This window comes from Pseudomonas sp. FP2196 (assembly GCF_030687715.1).
In the GTDB taxonomy this organism is placed as follows: Bacteria; Pseudomonadota; Gammaproteobacteria; order Pseudomonadales; family Pseudomonadaceae; genus Aquipseudomonas.
Genome location: NZ_CP117445.1, coordinates 1,527,125 through 1,551,504 on the forward strand (window position 1 = coordinate 1,527,125; position 24,380 = coordinate 1,551,504).

Genomic DNA, 24,380 nt, shown 5'->3' on the forward strand with positions numbered 1-24,380 from the left:
GCTTACAGCTTGGCGTCGGCGGCCATCTGCACGTAAGTCGGATCGAAACGCAGCTTGAGGTTGCCGGTATCGCCGCTGGTCACGCCGTTGGCGAAGGCCATGCCGACCGCACTGGTGTCTTTGGCGCCTTCACCGAGCAAGCCGTGCTGGAACGAGAACTCGGCGACTTTGCGCATGGTTTCCGGTAGTTGCTTGCTGGTGGCGAAGCTCAGCGCTTCACTCGGTGTGGCGAACAGTTTGGTCGTGGCCAGTTGCGCCTGGAATCCGGCCAGATCGGTGCCCGAGGCCTTGGCCATGTGTTCCAGCGCGGCTTTGCTCGCGGCGTTTTTCGCGTTCATCAATTCGACGACTTCGAACCAGGCGCCGGTCAGTGCTTTTCCCAGCGCCGGGTTGTCTTTGAGGGTGGCGCTGTTGACCACCATCATGTCCATGATCTCGCCGGGAATCTGGCTGGAGTTGAACACTTCGGTGACGCCGGGTTTGGCCTTGATGTCCGAGAGCATCGGGTTCCAGGTGGTCACCGCGTTGACCTGATCGGTATTGAAGGCGGCGGAGATGTCGGCATCGGAGGTGTTGACCACTTTCAGGTCTTTCTCGCTCAAGTCGACCGAGTCCAGCGCCCGCGCCAGCAGGTAGTGGGACACCGACAGTTCGACCAGATTGACGTCCATGCCCTTGAGGTCGGCAACCTTCTTGCCGTCGCCCTTGAGGACGACGCCGTCGTTGCCGTTGGAGAAGTCGCTGACGATCAGCGCGGTGCTGTCGACGCCGCCGGCGGCCGGGATGGTCAGCGCATCCATATTGGTCATGGTGCAGCCGTCAAACTGGCCGGCGGTGTACTGGTTGATCGATTCGACGTAGTCATTGAGTTGCACGACGTCGATCTTGATGCCGTACTTCTTCGCCCATTTGTCGACGATGCCTTGGCTGCCGGCGTATTCCCATGGCATCCAGCCGGCGTAAATCGTCCAGCAGACACTGAAGTGGTCTTTCTGCGCGGCGGGGGATTGGGTGCTGACCAGTGCGGCGAACGCGGCGGCGAGCAGGGCGGGCAAACGTAGTCGGGACATGGTGGGTTCTCCAGTTGATCAAGGGCGGACAGGAAGGCAACGCGGCACCGCGAACGGTGGCTTGTCTCCCGGGCTTTTGTCCCGCCGTGTAACCTCAACTGGAGGTCGCCAACTCTCGGACCAGCCACTCGCGATTGCGAGCCGGAACCCTAGTCAGCCATTGCAAATTGTGGTGCCGCGAACCTGTGATGACTCCTGCACGGGTTTGCTAAAGCGAGAGGCGTGCCAAGTCGCGTCGAACCCTCTGGCTCGGGCCTGCCGGTTGAGTAGGGTTGTGTTTTAAAGCGGCGCGGCGCTTTGTGTTGGTGCGCGGCTGCACCGTGATGCAGCGTGTCGGGCATCCGTGGCCATGGCCGTCACGGGTTACGGATATCACTGCGGCGGATATTACGGTGGCCACCCTTAATCAGCGGCTGAATACCGCATCAAGGGATGAACAAGGTTTCATAAATCACTTGTTTCAACTTGTTGCAGGAACGCACCAGATTCCGAAAACGCTGTCAGATAATTCGTCAGTCACCGAATAAACGACTGACGCCTGCCAGCGTCGCTGGTGTGGCTACCCGCGGTCCAGGAGGCCGCCATGTATCGCCGAATCCTACTGCTTGCCGTGATGTTTTTTTCCATTGGCGGATGTGTCCCTTATTCATACGGAGACAGCTATTACAGGTCAGAGGTCTACTCATCACCCGCGCCGGCGTACTACAGCGGCGGCACGTACTACACGCAGCCGCGCTACTACCAACCAGCACCGCGTTACTATCAGCAGCCGCGCTATTATCAGGCAGCGCCACGCCATTACCAGCCGGCTCCGCGTTACTACGAAAGCCGTCGCTGGCACGGCAATGACCGCGGACGCTGGGATGGTCACCGCCGCGGCGGTTGGGACAACGATCACCGCGGTCGCGGCAACTACGACCGCCACAGCGGCCGGGGCGACCACAACGGACGTGGCAACCGCTGGTAAATCCACGCAAATGAAAGCGGCGCAATTAGCGCCGCTTTTTTATGCCCGTCGAAAAGTCGTCCCATTAGCCATCTCCTAGGGCATTCCCAGACGCTTCCTACAGTTTCATTTCCTTGCATTTGTTAGCGTTTGTTCGTGCCGAACGAGGTGAGCAAAACTCAGTTCAATAGCGGCGAATAAAAGGACGATGCCGCTATGAAGCTTCTTGTGATTCACCAAAATTTTCCGGGCCAGTTTCGTCATGTGGTGCTGTCGGCGATTGACAGGCGTCATGAGGTTTTGGCGATAGGTCGGGATACGGCGCCGGGTATCGCAGGGGTGAAAATATATCGATACCGCGCGGCCAGCAGAGCACCGGGCGATATTCACCCCTATCTGACCCGTTACGAACAAGCGGTGACTGATGGACAGAAGGTTTTTGAAATTCTGAGCAGGCTGAAACATTCGGGTTATCGACCGGACGTGATTCTCGCTCATCCCGGATGGGGGGAAACGCTCTTCGTCAAGGATGTCTATCCAGACACGCCGCTTATTCACTATTGCGAATATTACTATCGAGCGCAGGGCGCGGACTCCGGGTTCGACCCTGAATTCCCGCGAGCCACGAGGGAGTCATCAAGGCTGCGAGTGCTCAATTCGCTGCATCTGCTGAATCTCGAGCAATGTGACATTGCCATTGCGCCTACGCAGTGGCAGCGCAGTCTGTTTCCTGCAGCTTATCAGTCGGCCATTCGAGTTATTCACGAGGGCGTCATTCAAAGTTCTTGCTTGGCAAAAATTGGGGCAGTCAGGTTGCCCAATGGCGTCGAGTTGAGCGCTGGGCAGCCGATCGTTACTTATGTCGCGAGAAATCTTGAGCCTTATCGCGGGTTTCACAGTTTTATGCGAGCGATCCCGCGTATTCAGGCTGAGTGTCCCGATGCGCAGGTAATCATAGTGGGCGGCGATGAGGTCAGTTACGGGTGTAAGCCGGTGGGCTATGCAAATTGGCGCAGCAGGATGGAGGCAGAGGTAAGTTTCAATCATTCCACCGTTCATTTCACCGGGAAGCTTCCTTATCAGACTTACCGGGCAGTTCTGAACTGTTCAAAGGTTCATGTTTATTTGACGTATCCGTTTGTTATGTCGTGGTCGTTACTGGAGGCGATGGCGGCAGGGTGTGTGGTAGTAGCGTCAGATACGGCCCCGGTAAGGGAGGTGATCGTCGATGGTCACAATGGAATGCTGGTGGATTTCTTCGATCATCACGGTATCGCCAAACGTATTGCCAAGGTTCTTGATTCCGCTGATGAGTACGACTGCCTTCGCAGCGCTGCGAAGTTGACGGCGAGCAGATTTGATATGGAGTACGGCACGAAACAATACTTTGAAGTATTTGAAAGCGCGACGTCCGGGTACCTCAAGAAACAGCCTGCACCTCAGTTTGATCGTGAGATTTGAAATGCTCCGGATGTCGCGTAAGCAATGGGTTAAATGGTTTAAGAAGTTTTTGACATACGGCTTGTTTATTTATGTCTGTTATTGCGTGGCAGATTTTTATATCCGTGAAGAAGAAGTCGCCGAGGCGATGGCAATCTATTACGCGGATCAGGAGGCCTGTCAAAAGAAGCTGGCGAGCATGAAGCAGGTGCCCATACTGGGCGGCAGCTATGTGGATAAGACTCTGGTTCCGGAGTTTTATGTTGGCATGCCTGAACTGGCGAATAAAAAAGCGTGCCTTGCCAATACCCTCAAGGGGCATGTCTGGTGGACCGGGACGGGTTTCCGCCGGTACCAGGATCAGAGCCTGAAGTCGATTCCTGAAAGTTGGCGTCTTTATAAAGTGACCGCCGGGCTTTATACAAGAAAAGAGACTGCCAAACCCCATGAGCGGGGCTATCGACACGTCAACTGGCCGGATGAGTTGATTGTGAAGTTGAAAAACTATCCTGGGCTGGAGATTTGGCTTAATGCACCTCCGCCGCATTTCAAGAATGAGGCTTCCGTTCGAAAGTTTGTCATTACTGACTGGCCGCGGCGTGATGGAACCCCTCGATTGATAAGCTGTAACGGCTTGATTCGCCCAGCTGCAGAGGAAGAATTGACTGACGAGAAACTGTCAAAGCTCAGCAGAACTGAATTGGAAAATCTGGATTTTGGTAGGTTGAACTTTTTTTGCACTGTGGAGTTACACAGTTTTGACTTTGCCGGGGGGCACGGTCGGGTAAGTCTTGGACTGTCGTCATTACGCGAAGCACCTGAGATGCTCAAGTTTCTCAGTGAATATCTTTCACGCTCTGTTATTACAAGGAAGTAACGATGAGTTATGTTTTTAACGATCTGGAAAAATCGGAAATTTTAAATGCAGCAAATGTCTGCAAGGGTCTGACGTTCGATTCTGAAGATATCGAATATCTTGCGCTGAAATTAGCAGGGGCTAGCTGCGCGCCCTTGTATCAAAAGCTATTCGATATTATTGGCAGAAGAGTTTCTGAGGTTACCGCTGTCGATAAAGAAGCGGGAAAAATTCTGAAAAGCGCCAGGCTCTGGCTTGCCGTGGCCATTGATGCCAACGGGGGGGCCGGTGCCTACTCCGCCCTGATTCGCGGCTACACCTCGCGCCAAGGCGAACTGAGACTGAATAAAATCTTCAGTGAAGAGCTGATGCAGCTGTCATCCAATCAGGTCGCCGCCAACTTCATCAATACCTTGATCGACGGATCCCTCGCGGGTCGACTGGCCCCCTGGACGGTTCCATCCATCAGCCAGATTGCAGAGATTGATGCCAGTGCGATTGGCGAGGCTCTGTTTAGTGAGGCTTGCGGAGAGAAGGATACAGCCGTGAGCCATAACGCCGGTTGGTCCGGGACAGTGGGGTTCAGCCTGTTGGGTGGCAAACCTCCGTATGAAACCTGGAGGCTGATTTGCGCAGGTGATCCAAAGTCGGAAGATGACAGCCCTCCTATTCACGCAAAAGCCAACAGGCTCGATGACTATAAAAATATTCTGTTCGCCATCGATTCATACAGTGTCGGATTGCGGGCGGCGATCAGCAATTTCGGCGTCAATCCATTGCAAAGTCTGCTTTCCGTTGTGCCAGAGCAAATCAATATCGCGCTCGCCAGTGGCAGTGTGAATCCGCTGATTCAGCATGTCGTAAAAGGCACGCCGGTTGCCGTCGTGGTCGACCTGATACTGCGCTATGGCCAGAACGAATTCCTGGACATGTTCAAGCGCACCTACGACGGCGATTCAGCAGCGCCATCTACCACCGATGAAACCTTCGCCACCAACGCTTACGCATTCTTCTCGGCATTTTCACCGGAGCAGTCCCAAAGCATCGTCACCCAATCAATAGGTGAATACGGAAACGCGAATTCATGGGCAAAACTGGCTGGCGAGTCGACACTCATCGGCCTCGCGCTGCGCAATTCCCTGAAGCAACTCAGTGAAGTCGTCATAGAACGAGCTGACGGTTACCCCGGACGCGGACTGGAACTTTACGATCCGTTGACCGGCGAAGGTTTCATCACCGCGCAATGGCTCGCCGATCGTGCGCAGATGTTGGCCCGGTTGATTGCCCGAAATCAGGGCTCGTTTGGAGAACATTCGCTGCAGAAGTTTTCCTACTCCGATCTCGCCTCAGCCAAACAGGTGTCGATGACGACCGGTGTGTTGAACCCGCTGGTCATGTTCGGTGATGACGGCGCGCGGTTTTTCGAGGGCGGTGCGAACACGGATCATCTGTATGGCGGCGCGGGCAATGACACGATCAACGGGCTGGCCGGCCACGATTCCATCGAGGGTGGACGCGGCAACGACTTGCTTGCCGGAGGCGACGGCAATGATGCGCTGCACGGAATGGCCGGTGATGATGTTCTGGTCGGAGGAAAGGGTAACGACTCTTTGATCGGTGGCGAAGGCAGCGACCGCTATGAGTTTTCCAACGGTGACGGAATCGACGAGATTATCGATGCAAATGCAAACGGGCAGTTATTGATCAATGGCACGCTAATTCCTCCGCTCAAACGCAGTGCTCCGTTGAGCAATACCTGGTCTACAGAGAATCAGGCGATCACGTTAAATCTCATCGAAGAACTCGGTGACAGTACGCTGAATATCAAATATGGCCTGAACGATCTTATCGTTATCAAGAATTTTCAGCGCGGGATGCTTGGGATCCGACTCCCTGAATACCAAGGCCATTCGATCTCTGCGCCCGACTTGGTTCTCCAGGGCGACTGGAAAGCGAAAGATATAGACCCCAATGTTCCCGGGGATCAGTTCTCATACGATGATCTGGGCAACGCCTTGCTATTGGCCAACGTAAAGCAGAGAAACAAGGCCGATGTGCTTTACGGCTCTGCCAAGGACGACGTCATTCTCGGGCTTGGCGGTTCTGATCGATTATTCGGCAAGGCAGGAAACGATCGTTTGTTTGGGGATAAACAGACGACGCTCGAAAAAGCCATGGCTGCTGGCGACTCTAAAGGGAAAGCCGCTCGAGGCGATTGGCTTGATGGAGGTGCTGGCCACGATCTGCTGGTCGGTACGGCATCCCAGGACGTGCTTCTGGGAGGTAACGATCGGGATACGCTGATTGGAGGTGCGGGAGATGACGTTTTATCAGGGGATGAAACGACCGGCGCGCTGGAACATAAATGGGGATTCAAACGCGTCGAAGTTCTTATAGACGGTGGTGTCACCAGCCATCGAACTGTCTTTTCAAAGGCCTCCTTTAACCGTTCGACGCAGGGCGATAACGATGTTCTCTACGGCCAGGGTGGTCGAGATGTTCTCAACGGTGGATGGGGCCAGGATTTGCTTGATGGCGGAACTGAAGATGATCTTCTTTCGGGGGATGGCGGAAATGACACGCTGGCCGGAGGAAGCGGTAACGACACATTAATGGGAGACAACCTCGATTGGGGCGGTGGACTGCAAAGCAAACACCATGGCAACGATGTATTGGACGGTGGAAGTGGTGATGATTGGCTCGCAGGTAATGGCGGAAACGATGCAATTTATGGTGGTCCAGGCAATGACAATCTCAAGGGCGACGACGATGTACTGAACGGCGTTGCCGGTGACGCCGCCCACTTTTTTGGAAATGACCTGCTGGACGGTGGCGCGGGAGACGACAAACTTTGGGGCGGTGGGGCGGATGATCTGCTGTTCGGAGGTGAAGGTAACGACGTGCTGGCCGGGGATTTTGCTGAGCATCCGGTTCGTTATCACGGTAATGATTTACTTGATGGTGGAGCGGGCGATGACACACTTCAGGGAATGGGTGGCTCCGATACCCTGATCGGTGGGGCAGGAGCTGACGCGCTGGATGGTGATGTGTCCAACCTGCAATCAGGTGGAATCAACAATGATTACCTTCAAGGCGATGAAGGAAACGATACCCTTTTGGGCGGCTTGGGCGCCGACACGCTTTATGGCGGCGCTGATGATGACATTTTATCCGGCGATTACGAGCAGACGGCCGAGGCCCAACACGGCGCAGATTATCTGGACGGTGGTTCAGGCAACGATACCTTGCTGGGCGGTGGTGGGAACGACACGTTATTGGGCGGGGAGGGTGTAGACCACCTTCGTGGCGATTCAGGCAATAACGTTTTTGATGGCGGTGCCGGTAACGACGTGCTGGAAGGCCATGACGGCGCTGATGTTTACTATTTCGGCGCTGGTGATGGTCTTGACGTTATCACCGATTCCGGTGGCAGCAATATCATTAGGTTCGGCGCTGGGTTTTCTGCGGAAAGTCTAAAAGCGGACATCATTGATGTTTCCGTAGGCCGGGTATTGCGGCTGTTCAATGGCGAGGGTGACGCCATCCTTATCAGGAATTATGAAGAGTGGAAGAACTCAACGTTCACGTTTAGCGATGGTGTCATTCTCGGCTATCAAGAGGTCATGAAAAAAACGCTGCCAGCTGTAGAGATCATCGAGCCGTCAGCAGGGGATGGAGTGCTGGCCAAAGAAGAAAATAAAGACATCATTGCAGACGAAGATCAGGTTGCTGTTGCGGACCAATCAGCGATCGTTGTTCCTGGTGAGGAACGAAGTAATGCCATCGATCATAATGTTGTCTGGACAGACAGGTTCCTGGCGGAGCTCAAAGCAAAGCGCTCCGCAAGCCGGCATGCGGCAGGCTTTACGTTGGGCAACCCAGGTGTCTGGGTTCGTAACCATATAACCAGCAACGATACTGGTTATATCACCCACACTGATGTGATCAAGGAAAGCATCGAAACGGGGGCATTGTCTGAAACGCCTCAATGGATGGGTTCTGCAACTGGCGATGCCGTATTTAGTGACAGACAGTCAGACTCTACATCCCAATCCAGTTTTCGAGAGGTAAAGAAAGAGGGCATTACGTCGCCGTCATCGCTGAAGCCACGTTATTTTCGATCTGGCACTGCCAGCGGTTTTTCATTCAAAATCGGCGACGCAATTGTCGCGGATAGAAATGATTCAGGCGCTATCGAAGGGTGGTACATCTATCCCGCTGAAAGTTTTGCTGCGGGCGAAACTGTCCGCAAGGAATTTCGGAGTGATGCCACAACTCAAACGATCAAACATAAAGTTGTCCACGGCGACGATGCCGGTGGGCGAGTTAATGTCGAAGTCGGCAATCTTTTCCATGGTGGTGCGGGCGATGACCTGATCGTCGCCTATTCTGGTTTTCTACTTGATTATGGCTCTGTTAACGACAGGATACCGGGTGCCTTTTTGTCCGCCGGGGCAGGCAACGATACCCTGCTCGGTTCTGAAGGCACTGATTATTTAGTGAGCGGCGCGGGGGATGACTACCTGTACGGTGAAAACGGTGCCGATACATACATCGTGCAGGCACATGCTGGAGCAACGACCATTATCGCGGATGTGCTGAATCCGGTTTTTCTCCGACCTGAAGTAGGTGTTGCCGGATGGAAGGACGAGTATGGACTGGTCGATCAAGATACTGTCGTGCTTCCAGAGGACGCGACGAAGGAGAATTTGCAGCTAAGTTGGGGCGCAACGCTCATTGAAACAGTGAATGTTGAGTTGGCACCCGATCCGCATCGTGATGCCTATCGCCATCCGCCTCGGGCGAAAATGCTCTATTCGACACTCGATATTAAATGGGGTGGGTCTCAGAAAGTTCGTATTGTTTTACCCAATGCCGGAGATATCGAGGGTTCCGGCATTGAGATTATAAAATTTGCAGATGGCTCAAGCGTTAGTCTCAAAGAGCTGTTTGACTCCAGTCAGCCAGGTCCTGCCCCGGATACTTATCACCATGGTCTCCTTGTCGATAATGCGGCTAATACCAAATCTATGAGAGATGGCCACGCGCTTCCACTGGTGGGAAGTCATGGTAATGACACTTTAAGCGGCGCGGGTGAAATCAGAGGTATGCAGGGAAATGATGTGCTGACGGGTAGTGTCGGTGATGACCTGCTGGCAGGCGGCCCAGGTCATGACACATTGTCCGGTGGCGCAGGCAATGACCTTTATAAATATGATGGTCTCGGAAGAGACGTGATCGATAACGCTGGGGGCGGCATTGATGGAATTGATTTTTCTGAAGTGGGCCTGCCTATTGAACAGTTGAGGTTTCACCGCGAACGGGATGATCTCGTGATAGTGGTCAGTTATGGCATGGCTCCCAAAATACGAGTTTCCCATCACTTTTCTGGAGGCGAAAGCGCTATTGGGTTCATAAGAGTTAGCGGCGAAGGAAAAACGGTCAAAGACTACACCTCGATGCAAATTGCCGAACGTTTACATCCTCTTCCGCCATTGCGGGATGTGGAGGATATTCTTGTAAAAGAAAACGAAGAGTCGCAACTCGCGTTGGCCGAGATAATCAAGTTCTACGAACTGATTTAACCATAACAGTGTCAGTTTGAGGGTGCCCGCGATTAAGGGCAAAGGTGACCATCGCGGGCAATCAGCACTTCAATACTGCGTCAGATCCGCCAATGGATGTCGCCCCTCCCAAACCTTATGAAAATGCGCCTCCACCACGGCATCCGGCACGCTGTTGACGTCCGGCCAATGCCAGTGTGGCTTCTGGTCCTTGTCGATCAACCGGGCACGAACCCCCTCGCTGAACTCCGGATGCCGGCAGCAGTTGAGGCTCAGTGTGTATTCCATCTGAAAGACTTCGGCCAGTGACATATAGCGCGCGCGGAGAATCTGTTCCCAGACCAGATGCGCGGTCACCGGTGAGCCTTCACTCAGGGTCTTGGCGGCGCGGGCGAGCAAGGGGTCGCTGCTGTCGCGTTGCAGACTGATAGCTTTCCAGGCGCACGCCACATCGCTGACGTCGAGCAGTTCGTCGATCTGCTGACGACGCGGTAGCCACTGCGCCTCAGGCATTTTCGCGACCGCTTCTTGCTGCAAAGCCTTGAGCAGGCTGTTGAGTTGCATCGGGGTTTGTTCCTGCCAGTTCAGTTGCAGCAGGCCTTCGATCAGATCCGGTTGCTGTTCGTCGAGCAGGAAGCGGTCGGCCAGACCCAGATCGATCGCATCACGCCCGTTCATGTGGGCGCCGGTCAGGCCCAGAAACAAACCGAGCTTGCCGGGCAGGCGTGACAGGAACCAGCTGGCGCCGACGTCCGGATACAGGCCAATAGTGATTTCCGGCATGGCCAGACGGCTGCTCGGTGTGACGATGCGTGTGCTCGCGCCTTGCAACAGACCCATGCCTCCGCCCAGCACATAACCGTGGCCCCAGCAGATCAACGGTTTCGGGTAGGTGTGCAGGCTGTAGTCCAAGCGATATTCCGCGGCGAAAAACTGCGCGGCCAGTGGCGGTACTTCGCCGGGGTGGGCGCGACAGGCTTCCACCAGGCTGCGCACTTCGCCGCCAGCGCAAAATGCCTTGGCGCCGTTGCCGCGCAGTAAGACGCAGACGATTTGCGGGTCTTTTGCCCAGGCATTCAGTTTGTCGCTCAGCGCATTGATCATCGGCAAGGACAGCGCATTGAGCGATTTTTCAGCGTCCAGGCTGGCGATACCGAGGCGGGCGCCATCGGTGCCGGTGAGTTCTTCGAAGTGCAGATTCATCGTGACCTCGATCGGGAATTTGAACGATCAGTATGATCGCTGTGTGGGAAAGTGCCGTATCTGCGTCAGATCAATTGACAAGCGTGGTCGGCTTTCCTAGGGTTCGCCCCATTGTTTTTGCCGGGTATGACCATGACTGCTGACGACCGTATCAAACTCGAACCGAGCTGGAAGGAGGCACTGCGTGCTGAATTCGACCAGCCTTACATGGCAGAGTTGCGCAATTTTCTGCAGCAGGAGCGGGCGGCCGGCAAGGAGATCTATCCGCCGGGGCCGCTGATTTTCAATGCGCTGAATTCGACGCCGCTGGATAAAGTCAAAGTGGTGATCCTCGGCCAGGACCCGTATCACGGCCCGGGCCAGGCCCATGGCTTGTGCTTCTCGGTGCAACCGGGCGTGCCGGCGCCGCCGTCGCTGGTCAACATCTATAAAGAGTTGAAACGCGATCTGAACATCGACATCCCCAACCACGGTTACTTGCAGAGCTGGGCCGATCAGGGCGTGCTGATGCTCAACACCACCATGACGGTGGAACGCGCCAACGCTAATGCGCACAAGGACAAGGGCTGGCAGTTCTTCACTGACCGGATCATTGAACTGGTCAGCGAACAGCAGCCGCATCTGGTGTTCATGCTGTGGGGTGCCCATGCGCAGAGCAAACAGAAGCTGATCGATGCGACCAAGCATCTGGTGCTGACCTCGGTGCATCCTTCACCGTTGTCGGCGTATCGGGGGTTCTTGGGATGCGGGCATTTCAGCCGGACCAACAAGTTTCTTGAGCAGAACGGCGAGACGCCGATCGAGTGGCGGTTGCCGCCGGTTTGATGGCTTGAGAAAAACCTGTGGCGAGGGAGCAAGCTCCCTCGCCACAAGAGTTACTCGGGATTACGATTCCAGTACTTGAACAAAGGCTCCGCCAGAAACAGCACAAACAGCAGCCGCATCACCTGCATCGCCGTCACCAGCGGCACCGACAATTGCAGCGTCTCCGCCGTCAGGCTCATTTCGGCAATCCCGCCGGGCATCATGCCCAAGGTCAGCGAGCGCAGATCCAGATGGGTCAGCGCACTCAACCCCAATGCCGCCAGTGTGGCGATCAACATGGTCAGCGCCGTGCCGATCAGTGTTCGGCCCATGAACGACGGCGCACGCCGGAAGAACTGTCGGTTGAAGTGGCAGCCCAAACCGCTGCCGATCAGCCACTGGCCAATCTGACTGCCGCCATTGGGCAAACCGATGTGCAGATCCCAACCGATGCTCACCGCCGCACTCACCAGCAACGGTCCGAACAGCCACGGATTGGGCTGGCGCAGTCGCTCCCAGATCCATGCGGCCAAGGCACCGGCCGGAAACAAAATTGCCAGCCAACGCCAATCGACGCTACCGGCATGAGAAATCGGTGTGCCGTCGCCGAGCAGATACTTGAACGCCGCCGGCACACACAAAACCACTACCAACACCCGCAAACTCTGCCCCGCCGCGACATGGCTGAGCAGCGCGCCATTGCGCGCACCGAGGTTGACCATCTCGCCGGAGCCACCGGGCATGCTGGAGAAAAACGCCGTGGCGCGATCCTCACCGGTGCGGCGCATCAACCACACGCCCACCACCGCCGACAGGCTGGTGACCAGCGCGCCGAAGAAGATCAGACCGAAATGACTGAGCACCTGCTCCATCACTACCGGGGTGAAGTGCAGGCCGATGCCGATCCCGACAATCCACTGGCCGCATTTGCGGCCGCCAGGGATTTCGGCTAATTGCCACGGCGTCAGGCAGCGCACGAGGATGATCGCCAGCAACGAGCCGACCATCCACGGCAGCGGCCAGCCGATCTGACTGGCGACAAAGCCGCCAAGCAGACCGACCAGCGGGGTTCCCCACCAGCTTCTGAGGGATGACCAATCAGACATCGGCGATGGCGCGCCGGGCAGCGGAGCGTTTACGCCAGATACGGATGATCGGCATCGTCAGCATGACCACCGTCAATACCCAGCAACCGACCGTGATCGGACTTGACCAGAGAATTTCCAGCGCGCCGTTAGAGATCGACAGCGCACGACGCAGGTTTTGCTCCATCAGACCACCGAGGATGAAGCCCAGCAGCAGCGGCGACAACGGGAAGTCCAGCTTGCGCAGGATGTAGCCGAAGATGCCTATACCGATCATCAGGAACAGGTCAAACGTGGTTGCGTGCACCGCGTAGACGCCGATCCCTGTAATGATCGCTATCACCGGCACCAGTGCCCAGTTCGGCACGGCGAGGATGCGGGTGAAGATGCGGATCATCGGGATATTGAGGATCACCAGCATCACGTTGGCGATAAACAGCGACGCGATCAGGCCCCAGACGATGTCCGGTTGTTGCTGGAACAGCAGCGGACCCGGGGTGATGTTGTACAGCGACAGTGCGCCGATCATCACTGCGGTGGTGCCTGAACCTGGAACACCGAGAGTCAGCATCGGTACCAGAGCGCCGCACGCCGCACCGCCAATGGCGGTTTCCGGAGCCGCAAGACCACGCTTGTCGCCCTGGCCGAATGTGCCGCTGTTACCGGCAATGCGCTTCTCGGTCATGTACGCCACGGCGCTGGCGAGGGTAGCGCCAGCACCCGGTAGCACGCCCATGATGAAGCCCAGTACACCGCACCGCAGGTTCACCGTGAATACCGAGGCCGCTTCTTTGAAGTTGAACATCATGCGGCCGGTGGCCTTCACGGCTTCCTGGCCGTGGTGGGTTTTCTCCAGCAGCAGAAGGATTTCGCTGATGGAAAACAGGCCGAGTACCAGCACGACGAATTGGATGCCGTCGGTCAGATGGATGTTGTCGCCGGTGAAGCGGTACACGCCACTGTTGGCGTCAATGCCGACGGTCGACAGGAACAGGCCGATCAGCGCGGCGATAAAGGTTTTCAGCGGGCGGTCACCGGCCATGCCGCCGAGACAGACAATCGCGAAGACCATCAACACGAAGTATTCCGCCGGACCAAAGGCAATCGCCCATTTCGCCAGGAGCGGGGCGAACAGCACCATGCCGCAAGTGGCGATAAAAGCGCCGATGAACGAACTCCACGCCGACAGCGACAACGCTACGCCGGCCAGGCCTTTGCGGGCCATCGGGTAGCCGTCGAGGGTGGTCATCACGGTGGACGCTTCGCCCGGAATGTTCAGCAGGATCGAACTGATCCGACCGCCGTATTCGCAGCCCAGATACACCGCTGCCAACAGGATCAGCGCCGACTCCGGCGGCAGGCCGAGGGCAAATGCGATCGGAATCAGCAACGCCACGCCGTTGATCGGGCCGAGACCCGGCAACAGACCAACGACAGTGCCGATCAGGGTGCCGCACAGTGCAGTTACCAGGTTGTAGGGGCTCAGCGCGACGCCGAAACCCTGACCCAAATAGCCAAGAGTATCCATATCAGTTCTCCAGAACGTCGAGCAGGCCGAGGGGCAGCGGAACGTCCATCAAACGGTCGAACAGCAGGTAAAGACCGACGGCCATCAGGCTGATGATGACAACGCTGGGGAGCCAGCGGCCACCATACAGGCGCGCCATCGGAATACCGGTGACGATGCTGGCGACGATGAAGCCAAGCGGTTCGAACGTGCCCGCGAACACCAGCAGCAGGACGACGCAAATGCCGATCTTGGTCAGGGTTTCGCGATCCAGTGGTGGCTCGTCTTCACTGTGTTTGATAGGGGCCGGGCGGAACACCATGTACAGCAGCGCCGCGCCCATCAGGCCGAGCATCAGCAGGGGAAAGGCGCGCGGGCCGACCGGTTCGTAGGAAAAAGCCGCTTGATACGGCCACGCCATCAGGGCCAGGCCAGCGCAAACCAGCAACAGCACTGAAGCAAAAATGCGTTGTAAGAGCATGGGAAACTCCTGTGCCGCCGCCCCGCGAACTGGGGGCGGCGGCCGCTAGACAGAGACGATCACTGGATCAGGCCGAACTCTTTGGCCAGCACTTTGTAGTCCGCGACCTGCTTCTTCACGTAGGTGTCCAGTTCCGGGCCAGTCATGGCGAACGGGAACAGTTCACGCTGATCGCGCAGCTTGGCGAACTCTTCGGAGGCCAGCAGTTTGTCGAACGCGTCTTTCCACCAGGCGTAGTCTTCATCGCTGACTTTTGGCCCGAGGTAGAAGCCGCGCACCACCGGCCAGACGATGTCGTAGCCTTGCTCCTTGGCGGTCGGAATGCCCTTCATTTCCGGCTCGTCTAGACGCTTCTCGGAGAACACCGCCAACAAGCGCATATCACCGCTCTGAATGTGCGGCATGGAGTCGGAGATGTCGGTGCTGCCGACCTGGATGTGACCGCCGAGCAGGGCGGTGGCGATCTCGCCGCCACCTTCGAGGGCGACGTAACGCAGGTCACGCGGGTTGATCCCGGCAGCCTTGGCGATCAGCGCGGTCTGCATCCAGTCCTGGCTGCCGACTGTGCCGCCGGAACCGATCACCACAGAGCCTGGATCTTTCTTCAATGCCTGAACGAGATCGTCGAGGGTCTTGTAGGGCGAATCGCTTTTCACCGCGATGGCGCCGTAGCTGGTGCCGACCGCTGCGAGCCAGCGCACATTGGTTTCATCGAAACGCCCGAACTTGCCCTGGGCCAGGTTCAGCAACGAACCGCTGGACCACGCCACCAACGTGCCGGCATCCGCCGGGCGTTGTGCGACCACGGCGTTGTACGCCACCGCGCCGACGCCGCCGGGCATGTAGGTGACGCGCATCGGTTTGCTCAGCAGTTTTTCGTTGACCAGCGCGCTCTGCGCCAGTTTGCAGGTCAGGTCGAAACCGCCGCCCGGCGAGGCCGGGGCGATGCATTCAGGACGTTTCGGTTCGGCCATGAGTTGGCCGGCGAACAGGACACAACTGGCAGCGAGTGCCACTTTACGCAGTGATAGGTTCATTCAAGTCTCCACGGGCATTGTTGTTATTCGACGTGTTTTTCAGCAACGGGTATTTACCAAAGAGCAACGCTGTAGCTCACCAGCAAACGCACTTCGTCTGCATCGCGAGCGGAGTAATTGGAGCGGTAGGTGGCATTACGCAGGCGCACGGCGACGTCCTTCAAAGCGCCGCTTTGTACTACATATTTGATCTCGGTGTTGCGCTCCCACTCTTTGCCTTCTTCGCCGTTCTTGAGCTTGATGTTGTCACCGCTCAAGTAGCGGCTCATGAAGCTCAGGCCAGGGATGCCGAGCTTGGCGAAGTCGAAGTCGTAGCGTGCTTGCCACGAACGTTCTTCGGCGCCGGCAAAGTCGTTGATCTGCACGAAGTTGACCAGATACGGGTCGCTGCCATCGACATACGGAAAGGCGCTGTCGCCGGACATGTGCTGATAACCGGCGCTGAACTTGTGGCCGCTCAAGGCATAGCTGACCAGACCGTTGAGCGAGCGGTTGTCGATCTCGCCGCCACGGGCCGCGCCCTGATCGTCACTGACGGCGAAACGCAGGTCGGTGGCCAAAGTGCCCGGGCCCATCGGCCGCGAGGCGACCAGTCCGAAGAAGTGTTGGTTGTAGACTTCGTCGAGTTGGGCGAAGTGATAACTGCCGGTGATCTTGTCGGTGAACTTGTACTCCACGCCGCCAAAATCGAAATGCTTGCCGGCAGCGGTGCCGGCAAAACGGCTGTTCTTGTTGTTGAGGGCAATGTCCTCGAAATCGGTGCTGTCGCGATCCTTGGCTTTCTCCAGGCGGCCGCCGGTGAAGGTCAGGTTTTTGATTTCTTTGGAGGTCAACAGTCCGCCTTCAAAGGTCTGCGGCAGGATGCGTCCGTCGTTGGGCTTAAGGATTGGCAGTTCGGGAATCAGGCTGCCGATTTTCAGTTCCGTGGCGGAGATTTTCACTTTGCCGGTCAGGCCGACTTTCGAATATTCATCCGCTGCGCGACCGTCGTCGTGGGTCGGCAGCAGGCCGGTGCCGGTGCGATCGGGACTTGAATCGAGTTTCACGCCGAGCATGCCCAACGCATCGACACCGAACCCCACGGTGCCGTCGGTGTAACCCGATTGCAGATTGAGCATGAAGCCCTGGGCCCATTCATCGCGCTTGGATTGCTGGGCACTGGTGCCATCGCGAAAGTCGCGGTTGAAATACATGTTGCGGGTTTCGAAGGTTGCGCTGCTGTCTTCAATAAAGTCGGCAAAACTCAGCTGCGAAAAACCGGCGAGGGCGGCGGCACTGACGAGGGTAGCGTGGCTGAAGCGGGAAGGTCGAACAGGCGTTGTAGCCTTGGTCTGCAAGGACGGCATGCGCGGGGTGCTCCGTTTATTGTTCTTATTGGTCGAAAACGCTTCGTGGCGTTTTTCGTAACGCTGTGTGGCAGCAGCGACGGCAGTCGGAACTGTCCGTGGATCGACTCTAACCAGCTAACCTTTCGCTAACCTTTCAACTGACTTTCACGGTTTTCAGGCTTCACAGCGGCGGTTGCGGCTGTAAACTCCGCGGCAAAGAGTGGCGTCGGCCATCCCTGAACGAGGTAAGAATCCATGCGTGTGCTGCTTGTCGAAGACCATCTGCAACTGGCCGAAAGTGTCGCCCAGGCGCTCAAGAGCACCGGTCTGACCGTGGATGTGTTGCACGATGGCGTGGCCGCCGACCTGGCGCTTGGCAGTGAGGAATACGCCGTGGCGATCCTTGATGTCGGCCTGCCGCGCATGGATGGTTTTGAAGTACTGGCGCGGTTGCGTGCGCGCGGAAAAAACTTGCCGGTGCTGATGCTGACCGCGCGCAGTGACGTGAAAGATCGGGTGCATGGCCTCAATCTCGGCGCCGACGATTATCTGGCCAAGCCTTTCGAGCTGACTGAACTGGAAGCGCGGGTCAAAGCCCTGTTGCGCCGTAGTGTGCTCGGCGGCGAACGCCAACAGCGCTGCGGCGTGCTGGCCTATGACCTCGACACCCGGCGCTTCACCCTCGGTGAGGAATTGCTGACCTTGACCTCTCGTGAGCAAGCTGTGCTCGAAGCGCTGATCGCCCGGCCGGGGCGGGTGATGAGCAAGGAGCAATTGGCATCGCAAGTGTTCGGCCTCGACGAAGAGGCCAGCCCCGACGCGATCGAAATCTACGTGCACCGTTTGCGCAAGAAACTCGACGGTCACCCGGTGGCGATCGTGACCTTCCGTGGCCTCGGCTATCTGCTGGAAAGCCGCGATGCATAAGCCCAGCAGCCTGCGCTGGCGGTTGCTGTGGAACCTTGCGCTGCTGCTGGTGGTGCTGATGCTCGCCAGTGGCTTGAGTGCTTACTGGAATGGTCGCGAAGCGGCCGATACCGCGTATGACCGCACCTTGCTGGCCTCGGCGCGAACCATCGCCGCCGGCCTGTCGCAACGAGATGGCACCCTCAGTGCCGACGTGCCTTACGTGGCACTCGATACGTTCGCTTACGACAGTGCCGGGCGGATTTATTATCAGGTCAACGACATCCATCAGAAGCTGATTTCCGGCTACGAAAACCTCCCCGGGCCGCCGTCCGGCACGCCAAGAACTGACGACTATCCGGCGCTGGCGCGTTTCTACAACGCCACCTACAAGGGCCAGAATGTTCGGGTGGTCAGTCTGCTTAAAGCGGTAACCGAGCCGAACATGAACGGCATGGCGGAAATCCGTGTCGCCGAAACTGATGAAGCCCGGGTCAGCATGGCCCGCAGTCTGGCCGCCGACACCTTATTGCGTTTGGGCATGCTGGCGATTGGCGCGTTGCTGTTGGTGTGGTTCGCGGTCAGCGCGGCGTTGCGACCGCTGGAGCGTTTGCGCACGGCAGTGGAGGAACGCCAGCCCGACGACTTGCGGCCCTTGCCGTTGGTGGAAGTGCAGCATGAACTTTGGCCGCTGGTGCGTGGGCTTAACCATTTCACCGAGCGCCTGCGTGGCCAGTTCGAGCGGCAAGCGCAGTTCATCGCCGATGCGGCGCATGAGTTGCGTACGCCATTGGCAGCGTTGAAGGCGCGGCTGGAATTGGGCCTGCGCTCGAATGAACCTGAAACCTGGCGCACAACCCTGGAATCGTCAGCGCAAAGCACGGATCGCCTGACCCATTTGGCCAATCAGTTGCTGTCGCTGGCGCGGGTTGAAAACGGCGCCCGGGCTATTGCGGAGGGCGGCGCACAGTTGCTCGATCTGAGCCAATTGGCGCGGGAACTGGGCATGGCCATGGCGCCGCTGGCGCACAAACGCGGCGTGGCGCTGGCGCTTGAGGCGGATGAGCCGGTGTGGCTGCGGGGTGAGCCGACGCTGCTCAATGAGTTACTGAGCAATCTGGTGGATAACGCGCTGGCGCATACGCCGCCAGGCGGCAATGTGATTTTGCGTGTGACGGCGCCAGCGGTGCTTGAAGTTGAAGACGACGGGCCGGGGATTCCGCTGGAGGAGCGTGAGCGGGTGTTTGAGCGGTTCTACCGGCGTAATCAGCAGGTGGCGGGTTCAGGGTTGGGGTTGGCGATTGTTGGCGAGATTTGCCGGGCGCATCTGGCGCAGATCAGCTTGCATGATGGTGAGCAGGCGGGGTTGAAGGTGCGGGTGAGTTTTATCGCTGGCTAAATCGGCGAGCGCCTTTGTGGCGAGAGGATTTATCCCCGATCGGCTGTGTAGCAGTCGCAGTTCGGAAAGCACGGTCTGTCGGTAAAAATCGGATTGCATGTTTTGGGGTCGCTCCGCGACCCATCGGGGATAAATCTCCTCGCCACAGCGATCAGTAAAACATCGTCCGCGATTCTTCCAGATCTTCGCACAGCGCCTTGTTTTCCGGATCGATTCCAAGCTTTCTGAACGCGGGCACACTGAGCGGGTCAATGCGCCCGAATGGATGATCGGTGTCCTTGTGGCAATACAGACTCGCTACCTGCACCAGATCGACGTAATCGATCTCTTTCGAGTCGCGTTTGAAGTCCTGATAGCGCCCCGGCAACTCCACCAACCGCTCCGGAAACTCCCAGACCCGCAACAGTTTGTCGCCCAGCAGCGGATGAATATGGTCGATCACATGGTTGAGGCTGACCGGATCGGACAGTAGTTCGTAGTGGTCTTCGGCGTAGGTCAGAATCGGCAGCACGCCGATCTGATGCACCAGCCCGCCCAATGCCGCCTGATCAGGCTTGAGCTGTGTGTAGCGGCGGCACAACGCATAACTGACCCCGGCGATTTCCAGGCTCTTGCGCCAGACTTCGCGCATTTTCTGTTCCACCACTTCGGAACGGGCGTGGAAAATCTGTTCCATCACCAGGCCGATCGCCAGATTGCTGCTGTAATTGATGCCCAGGCGGGTGATGGCGGTGTGCAGGTCGGTGACTTCCTGGGCTGCACGCAGCAGGGGGCTGTTGACCACTTTGATCAGGCGCGCTGAAAGCGCCGTGTCGCGGCCGATCACTTTGCTCAGGTCGCTGACGCTGATTTCCGGATCTTCAGCGGCCTTGCGAATTTGCAGGGCCACCTCCGGCAACGTGGGCAGAACCAGGTCATCGTTATCGATGGCCTCAACCAAATCCTGTTGGACCTTATCCGCCAGTTCGCTCATTTAGACTCTCTAGGGTGTTGCAACAAAGGCTGCGATCAGCGCTGGATTTCGCGGTCGCGATCCAGTTCGTAGGGCAAATCGAGCAAATGCAGCGAGGGCCCTTCAAGGGTGCCCAGATGCAGATCGCCCGCTTCGGCAGCTTCGGCCTGCAACACCGCCAGCAGTTCAATATTTTGCCCGGCGTTGGCGGCCAGTACGACTTCGCCGATGGAACTGTTGTGGCTCGGCGCGAACAACTGGGTGCCCGGCTCCGGCAATTCCCCTGCCTCCAGGCTCAAGCGATACAGACGGCGCTTGAGTTTGCCCAGGTACTGCATGCGCGCGACGATTTCCTGGCCGGTGTAGCAGCCTTTCTTGAAGCTCACGCCGCCCACGGCCTGCAGATTGAGCATCTGCGGGATGAACAGCTCGCGGGTGCTTGGCATGACCTGGCCGATACCGGCGCGGATCTGCCCCAGCAGCCATTGATTCAACTCACCTTCAGGCAGGGCTGCGGACAACGTGCCTTTGATGGTTTCGGCTTGATCGGCCGGCACCCAGAGTTCGGCGCGATCCGGCGAGACGCGAATCGCGATCAGACCTTCGTTGCGTACAACACTGTCGGTTTCGGCCGGCAGATCCAGGCCGAGACTGGCCAGGCTTGCATCACCATGCGCCAGACCGAAGCGCACCCAGGCGGCGCTTTCGTCGGTAAGTTTGGATTTGGAGAACACGGCGTACTTTTTCAGATCCGCCAATTGTGGCTCCAGCAGCTCGCTGGCCATCGCCAGCAGCACGCCGTCACTTTCCAGCAGAATGCGGAAACTCGACTGCATCCGGCCTTTCTGCGTGCAGCGCGCGCCGAGGCTGGCCTGGGTGTCGCTCAGATAATTGATATTGCAGGTCAGCTGGCCTTGCAGGAATTTTCCGGCATCCGCGCCGCGAACCGCGAGAACGCCTTCATGAGACAGGGTGCAGAAAAAAGCAGAATCGGCCATGGGTCATCGCAGGGTAAATAGACTGGGGCACATCATAAGGGCGCGTTGTTGAAATGGGTAGTTGATAAAGGATCGGTGGTGCCCGACCAAAGCCGACTGTGCGAGCCGCGTCTGGCCTGTATACTTGCCGCCAAATTTGAGGAGGGCTCCATGGTCGAACAAGTTGAACTCAATCGCCTCTTTTGGCACAGCCGTCGCGGCATGCTTGAACTTGACGTGTTGCTGGTGCCGTTCGTGAAAGAGGTTTATGCAGGCCTGAATCAGGTGGATCGCGATTTGTACGTGCGCCTGCTGGAGTGCGAGGATCAAGACATGTTCGGCTGGTTCATGGAGCGCAGCGAATCCGAAGATCCCGAGCTGCAGCGCATGGTTCGCATGATTCTGGATCGTGTCCAGCCCAAGTAATACGTTCGAATGCCGCTGGCATGCCTCACGGCAGCTGCTGGCGGCGTATCTGTTGGCCCAGTCGTTCGCGCTGGGCTCTTTGTTTCTGCTTTCAATTCCACTCTGGGCCAGTCTGACAGGGGCTTTCGCTTGCCTGCTTCACGGTTTTTACGTGATCCCACGGCAGATTCTATTGAGTCATCCCAAAGCATTTCGTGGCTTGCGTCGAGATGCCGATGGTTGGCAGTTGTGGAGTCGGGCGGATGGCTGGCGGGCGGTGCAACTACGACCGGACAGCCTGGCGCTGCCATTGATCGTGGTGCTGCGCTTTCGTTTGCGCGGGGAATGGCGGGTCAGATCGATCTGCGTACCACGCGACTCGCAAGCGGCGGATTTGCACCGACGCCTGCGTGTGCGGCTCAAGTTCAGCCGGCGTAGGTGGGCGGCACCAGAATAGTGTCGAGTGCCTCGGGCAGCAGGTCCGGATAGTCGAGGGTGTAATGCAGGCCGCGACTTTCCTTGCGCTCCATGGCTGAGCAAATCATTAGCTCGGCGACCTGGGCGAGATTGCGCAGCTCGATCAGGTCGCGACTGACTTTATAGTTGCTGTAGAACTCGTCGATCTCGTCCAGCAACAGGCGCACGCGGTGCTGGGCCCGTTGCAGGCGCTTGTTGGTGCGCACGATGCCAACGTAGTCCCACATGAACCGGCGCAGTTCATCCCAGTTGTGCGCAATGATCACGTCTTCGTCGGAGTCGGTCACCTGGCTGGCGTCCCAGACGGGCAGGGCGTTCGGCGTTGTCACATCATCCAGTTGCGCCAGAATGTCCGCCGCCGCCGAGCGGGCGTAGACGAAACATTCCAGCAACGAGTTGCTGGCCATGCGGTTGGCGCCGTGCAGGCCGGTGAAACTGGTTTCGCCAATGGCGTACAAGCCTGGCACATCGGTGCGGCCGTTTTGGTCGACCATCACGCCACCACAGGTGTAATGGGCTGCGGGTACGACCGGGATCGGTTGTTGAGTGATGTCGATGCCGAAACCGAGGCAGCGCTCATAAACAGTCGGGAAGTGACTTTTAATGAAGGCCTCGGGTTTGTGGCTGATGTCGAGATAAACGCAATCGACGCCCAGACGCTTCATTTCATGGTCGATGGCTCGGGCAACGATGTCGCGTGGTGCCAGTTCGGCGCGCTTGTCGAAGCGATACATGAAGCGTTCGCCATTCGGCAGCTTCAAATGCGCGCCTTCGCCACGCAGGGCTTCGGTGATGAGGAAGCTTTTGGCCTGTGGGTGATACAGGCAGGTGGGATGGAACTGGTTGAACTCCAGATTCGCCACCCGGCAGCCCGAGCGCCAGGCCATGGCGATGCCATCACCACAAGCGCCGTCGGGGTTACTGGTATAGAGGTAGACCTTGGCCGCGCCACCCGAGGCCAGAATCACGAAGCGTGCGCCGTAGGTATCGACTTCGCCGGTGGCGCGGTTCAGCACGTAGGCACCGAGGCAGCGCTCGCCGTCCAGGCCCAGACGTCGCTCGGTAATCAGATCAACGGCTACTCGCTGTTCCAACAATTCGATGTTTGAACGCTCTTTCGCTTGGGCCAGCAGGGTTTTGAAGATCGCGGCGCCGGTAGCATCGGCGGCATGAATGATTCGGCGATGACTGTGGCCGCCTTCGCGGGTCAGGTGAAATTCGAAGCCGCCGTCTTCAGTGCCGGATTGTTCATCACGGGTGAACGGAACGCCTTGGTCGATCAGCCACTGGATGGCTTCACGGCTGTGCTCGACGGTGAAGCGAACGGCGTCTTCATGGCACAGACCGCCGCCGGCGTTCAGGGTGTCATTAACGTGGGATTCGACAGTGTCGGTATCGTCCAGCACGGCAGCGACGCCGCCCTGAGCCCAGAACGTCGAACCATTGGCGAGATCGCCCTTACTCAAAACGGCAATGCGCAAGTGACCTGGCAGGGTCAGCGCGAGACTCAAACCGGCAGCACCGCTGCCAATGACCAGAACATCGTGTTGGAACTGTTGGCTCATTTCAGGATTCCGCTCAAAGCGACCCGGGTCGGGGTTGGCGCAAGACAGCTGGATCGGCGAGTCAAGACAGCCACACAGCCCACTAGTATATAGAGGGGTGGGGCGGCACAATAGCCGGGCCTATATGGCATTGTGAAACTACTGGGATGGGGAATCCGTGCGCTTCGTCGGAAGAATTTTCCGCAGGTTTTGGGAAAAGGCGACTGTATCGGCGCTGAAACAGGTTTTTTCCTCCCCGTGTTGCTCAATGTCGGGTGGGGCCGGCTATAAATAATTGGAACTTTTGCCAAAGGCTCAAGATCAATAGTCGGTGCCAGGTACAAGGGACAGTGTCGGCTTCAGTGCGGAACCTGCGATTGGGTTTCTGCCGGCGAGACC

General features: G+C 57.6%; 19 protein-coding genes and 1 riboswitch. Of the genes, 9 read left to right on the forward strand and 10 right to left on the reverse strand.

Annotated features, from left to right (window positions below):
• Positions 1-2 precede the first annotated feature (2 nt).
• Positions 3-1,070 carry a putative urea ABC transporter substrate-binding protein gene (locus PSH79_RS06870; RefSeq protein WP_305441869.1) on the reverse strand — a complete coding sequence of 356 codons (1,068 nt, stop codon included), beginning with the start codon at positions 1,068-1,070 and terminating at the stop codon, positions 3-5.
• A gap of 63 nt (positions 1,071-1,133) precedes the next feature.
• Positions 1,134-1,234, reverse strand: a riboswitch (guanidine-I (ykkC/yxkD leader).
• A 419-nt stretch (positions 1,235-1,653) separates the two neighbouring features.
• Here PSH79_RS06870 and PSH79_RS06875 point away from each other — a divergent pair.
• From PSH79_RS06875 to PSH79_RS06890, 4 genes are all read left to right on the forward strand, one after another.
• Positions 1,654-2,037 carry a hypothetical protein gene (locus PSH79_RS06875; protein WP_187680148.1) on the forward strand — a complete coding sequence of 128 codons (384 nt, stop codon included), beginning with the start codon at positions 1,654-1,656 and terminating at the stop codon, positions 2,035-2,037.
• A 195-nt stretch (positions 2,038-2,232) separates the two neighbouring features.
• Complete coding sequence (locus tag PSH79_RS06880; RefSeq protein ID WP_305441870.1) at positions 2,233-3,477, forward strand: glycosyltransferase family 4 protein; 1,245 nt, start codon at positions 2,233-2,235, stop codon at positions 3,475-3,477.
• 10 nt (positions 3,478-3,487) lie between these two features.
• The gene (locus PSH79_RS06885) at positions 3,488-4,333 is read left to right on the forward strand and encodes a hypothetical protein (RefSeq protein WP_305441871.1); all 846 of its coding nucleotides are present in this window, start codon (positions 3,488-3,490) and stop codon (positions 4,331-4,333) included.
• A 2-nt stretch (positions 4,334-4,335) separates the two neighbouring features.
• The gene (locus PSH79_RS06890) at positions 4,336-9,897 is read left to right on the forward strand and encodes a calcium-binding protein (RefSeq protein WP_305441872.1); all 5,562 of its coding nucleotides are present in this window, start codon (positions 4,336-4,338) and stop codon (positions 9,895-9,897) included.
• 69 nt (positions 9,898-9,966) lie between these two features.
• Here the strand turns inward: PSH79_RS06890 and PSH79_RS06895 are convergent, their stop codons facing one another.
• Positions 9,967-11,079 (reverse strand): enoyl-CoA hydratase/isomerase family protein, encoded by a 1,113-nt coding sequence (locus PSH79_RS06895; protein ID WP_305441873.1) that lies wholly within the window; start codon positions 11,077-11,079, stop codon positions 9,967-9,969.
• 132 nt (positions 11,080-11,211) lie between these two features.
• Between PSH79_RS06895 and ung the strand changes: the two genes are divergently transcribed.
• Positions 11,212-11,904: a uracil-DNA glycosylase gene (gene ung, locus PSH79_RS06900; RefSeq protein ID WP_123536684.1), complete on the forward strand. Its 693-nt coding sequence runs from the start codon at positions 11,212-11,214 to the stop codon at positions 11,902-11,904.
• Positions 11,905-11,954: 50 nt separating this feature from the next.
• Here ung and PSH79_RS06905 read toward each other — a convergent pair whose 3' ends face one another.
• The 5 genes from PSH79_RS06905 to PSH79_RS06925 are packed head-to-tail and all read right to left on the reverse strand — an operon-like array spanning position 11,955 to position 17,339.
• Positions 11,955-12,989, reverse strand: a complete 1,035-nt coding sequence (locus PSH79_RS06905) for an AbrB family transcriptional regulator (protein ID WP_305441874.1) — start codon at positions 12,987-12,989, stop codon at positions 11,955-11,957.
• Positions 12,982-14,496 (reverse strand): tripartite tricarboxylate transporter permease, encoded by a 1,515-nt coding sequence (locus tag PSH79_RS06910; protein WP_305441875.1) that lies wholly within the window; start codon positions 14,494-14,496, stop codon positions 12,982-12,984. Before PSH79_RS06910 ends, PSH79_RS06905 begins: the two co-directional genes overlap by 8 nt.
• A gap of 1 nt (position 14,497) precedes the next feature.
• A complete protein-coding gene (locus PSH79_RS06915) occupies positions 14,498-14,956 on the reverse strand; it encodes a tripartite tricarboxylate transporter TctB family protein (protein WP_305441877.1) in 459 nt (152 codons plus the stop codon).
• Positions 14,957-15,015: 59 nt separating this feature from the next.
• Positions 15,016-15,993 (reverse strand): tripartite tricarboxylate transporter substrate binding protein, encoded by a 978-nt coding sequence (locus tag PSH79_RS06920; protein ID WP_187680154.1) that lies wholly within the window; start codon positions 15,991-15,993, stop codon positions 15,016-15,018.
• A 53-nt stretch (positions 15,994-16,046) separates the two neighbouring features.
• Positions 16,047-17,339: an OprD family porin gene (locus PSH79_RS06925; RefSeq protein WP_305441878.1), complete on the reverse strand. Its 1,293-nt coding sequence runs from the start codon at positions 17,337-17,339 to the stop codon at positions 16,047-16,049.
• Between the two features lie 237 nt (positions 17,340-17,576).
• Between PSH79_RS06925 and PSH79_RS06930 the strand changes: the two genes are divergently transcribed.
• Together PSH79_RS06930 and PSH79_RS06935 are read left to right on the forward strand one after the other, a co-directional pair.
• Entirely contained in the window at positions 17,577-18,248 is a 672-nt protein-coding gene (locus PSH79_RS06930) for a response regulator (protein WP_187680155.1), read from the forward strand.
• Complete coding sequence (locus PSH79_RS06935) at positions 18,241-19,626, forward strand: sensor histidine kinase (protein ID WP_187680156.1); 1,386 nt, start codon at positions 18,241-18,243, stop codon at positions 19,624-19,626. The genes PSH79_RS06930 and PSH79_RS06935 overlap by 8 nt, the downstream gene beginning before the upstream one ends.
• A gap of 151 nt (positions 19,627-19,777) precedes the next feature.
• Here the strand turns inward: PSH79_RS06935 and PSH79_RS06940 are convergent, their stop codons facing one another.
• Complete coding sequence (locus PSH79_RS06940; protein ID WP_305441879.1) at positions 19,778-20,599, reverse strand: HDOD domain-containing protein; 822 nt, start codon at positions 20,597-20,599, stop codon at positions 19,778-19,780.
• A 35-nt stretch (positions 20,600-20,634) separates the two neighbouring features.
• Positions 20,635-21,576, reverse strand: coding sequence for a folate-binding protein YgfZ (locus PSH79_RS06945; RefSeq protein ID WP_305441880.1), 942 nt, complete (start codon positions 21,574-21,576; stop codon positions 20,635-20,637).
• Positions 21,577-21,726: 150 nt separating this feature from the next.
• Between PSH79_RS06945 and PSH79_RS06950 the strand changes: the two genes are divergently transcribed.
• On the forward strand, positions 21,727-21,981 hold the full coding sequence (locus tag PSH79_RS06950; protein WP_201148613.1) for a succinate dehydrogenase assembly factor 2: 255 nt from the start codon (positions 21,727-21,729) through the stop codon (positions 21,979-21,981).
• A complete protein-coding gene (locus tag PSH79_RS06955) occupies positions 21,965-22,417 on the forward strand; it encodes a protein YgfX (RefSeq protein WP_305441881.1) in 453 nt (150 codons plus the stop codon). Before PSH79_RS06950 ends, PSH79_RS06955 begins: the two co-directional genes overlap by 17 nt.
• Here the strand turns inward: PSH79_RS06955 and nadB are convergent.
• Positions 22,386-24,002: an L-aspartate oxidase gene (gene nadB / locus PSH79_RS06960; RefSeq protein ID WP_305441882.1), complete on the reverse strand. Its 1,617-nt coding sequence runs from the start codon at positions 24,000-24,002 to the stop codon at positions 22,386-22,388. The two genes, PSH79_RS06955 and nadB, sit on opposite strands and share 32 nt — an antisense overlap.
• Positions 24,003-24,380 lie beyond the last annotated feature (378 nt).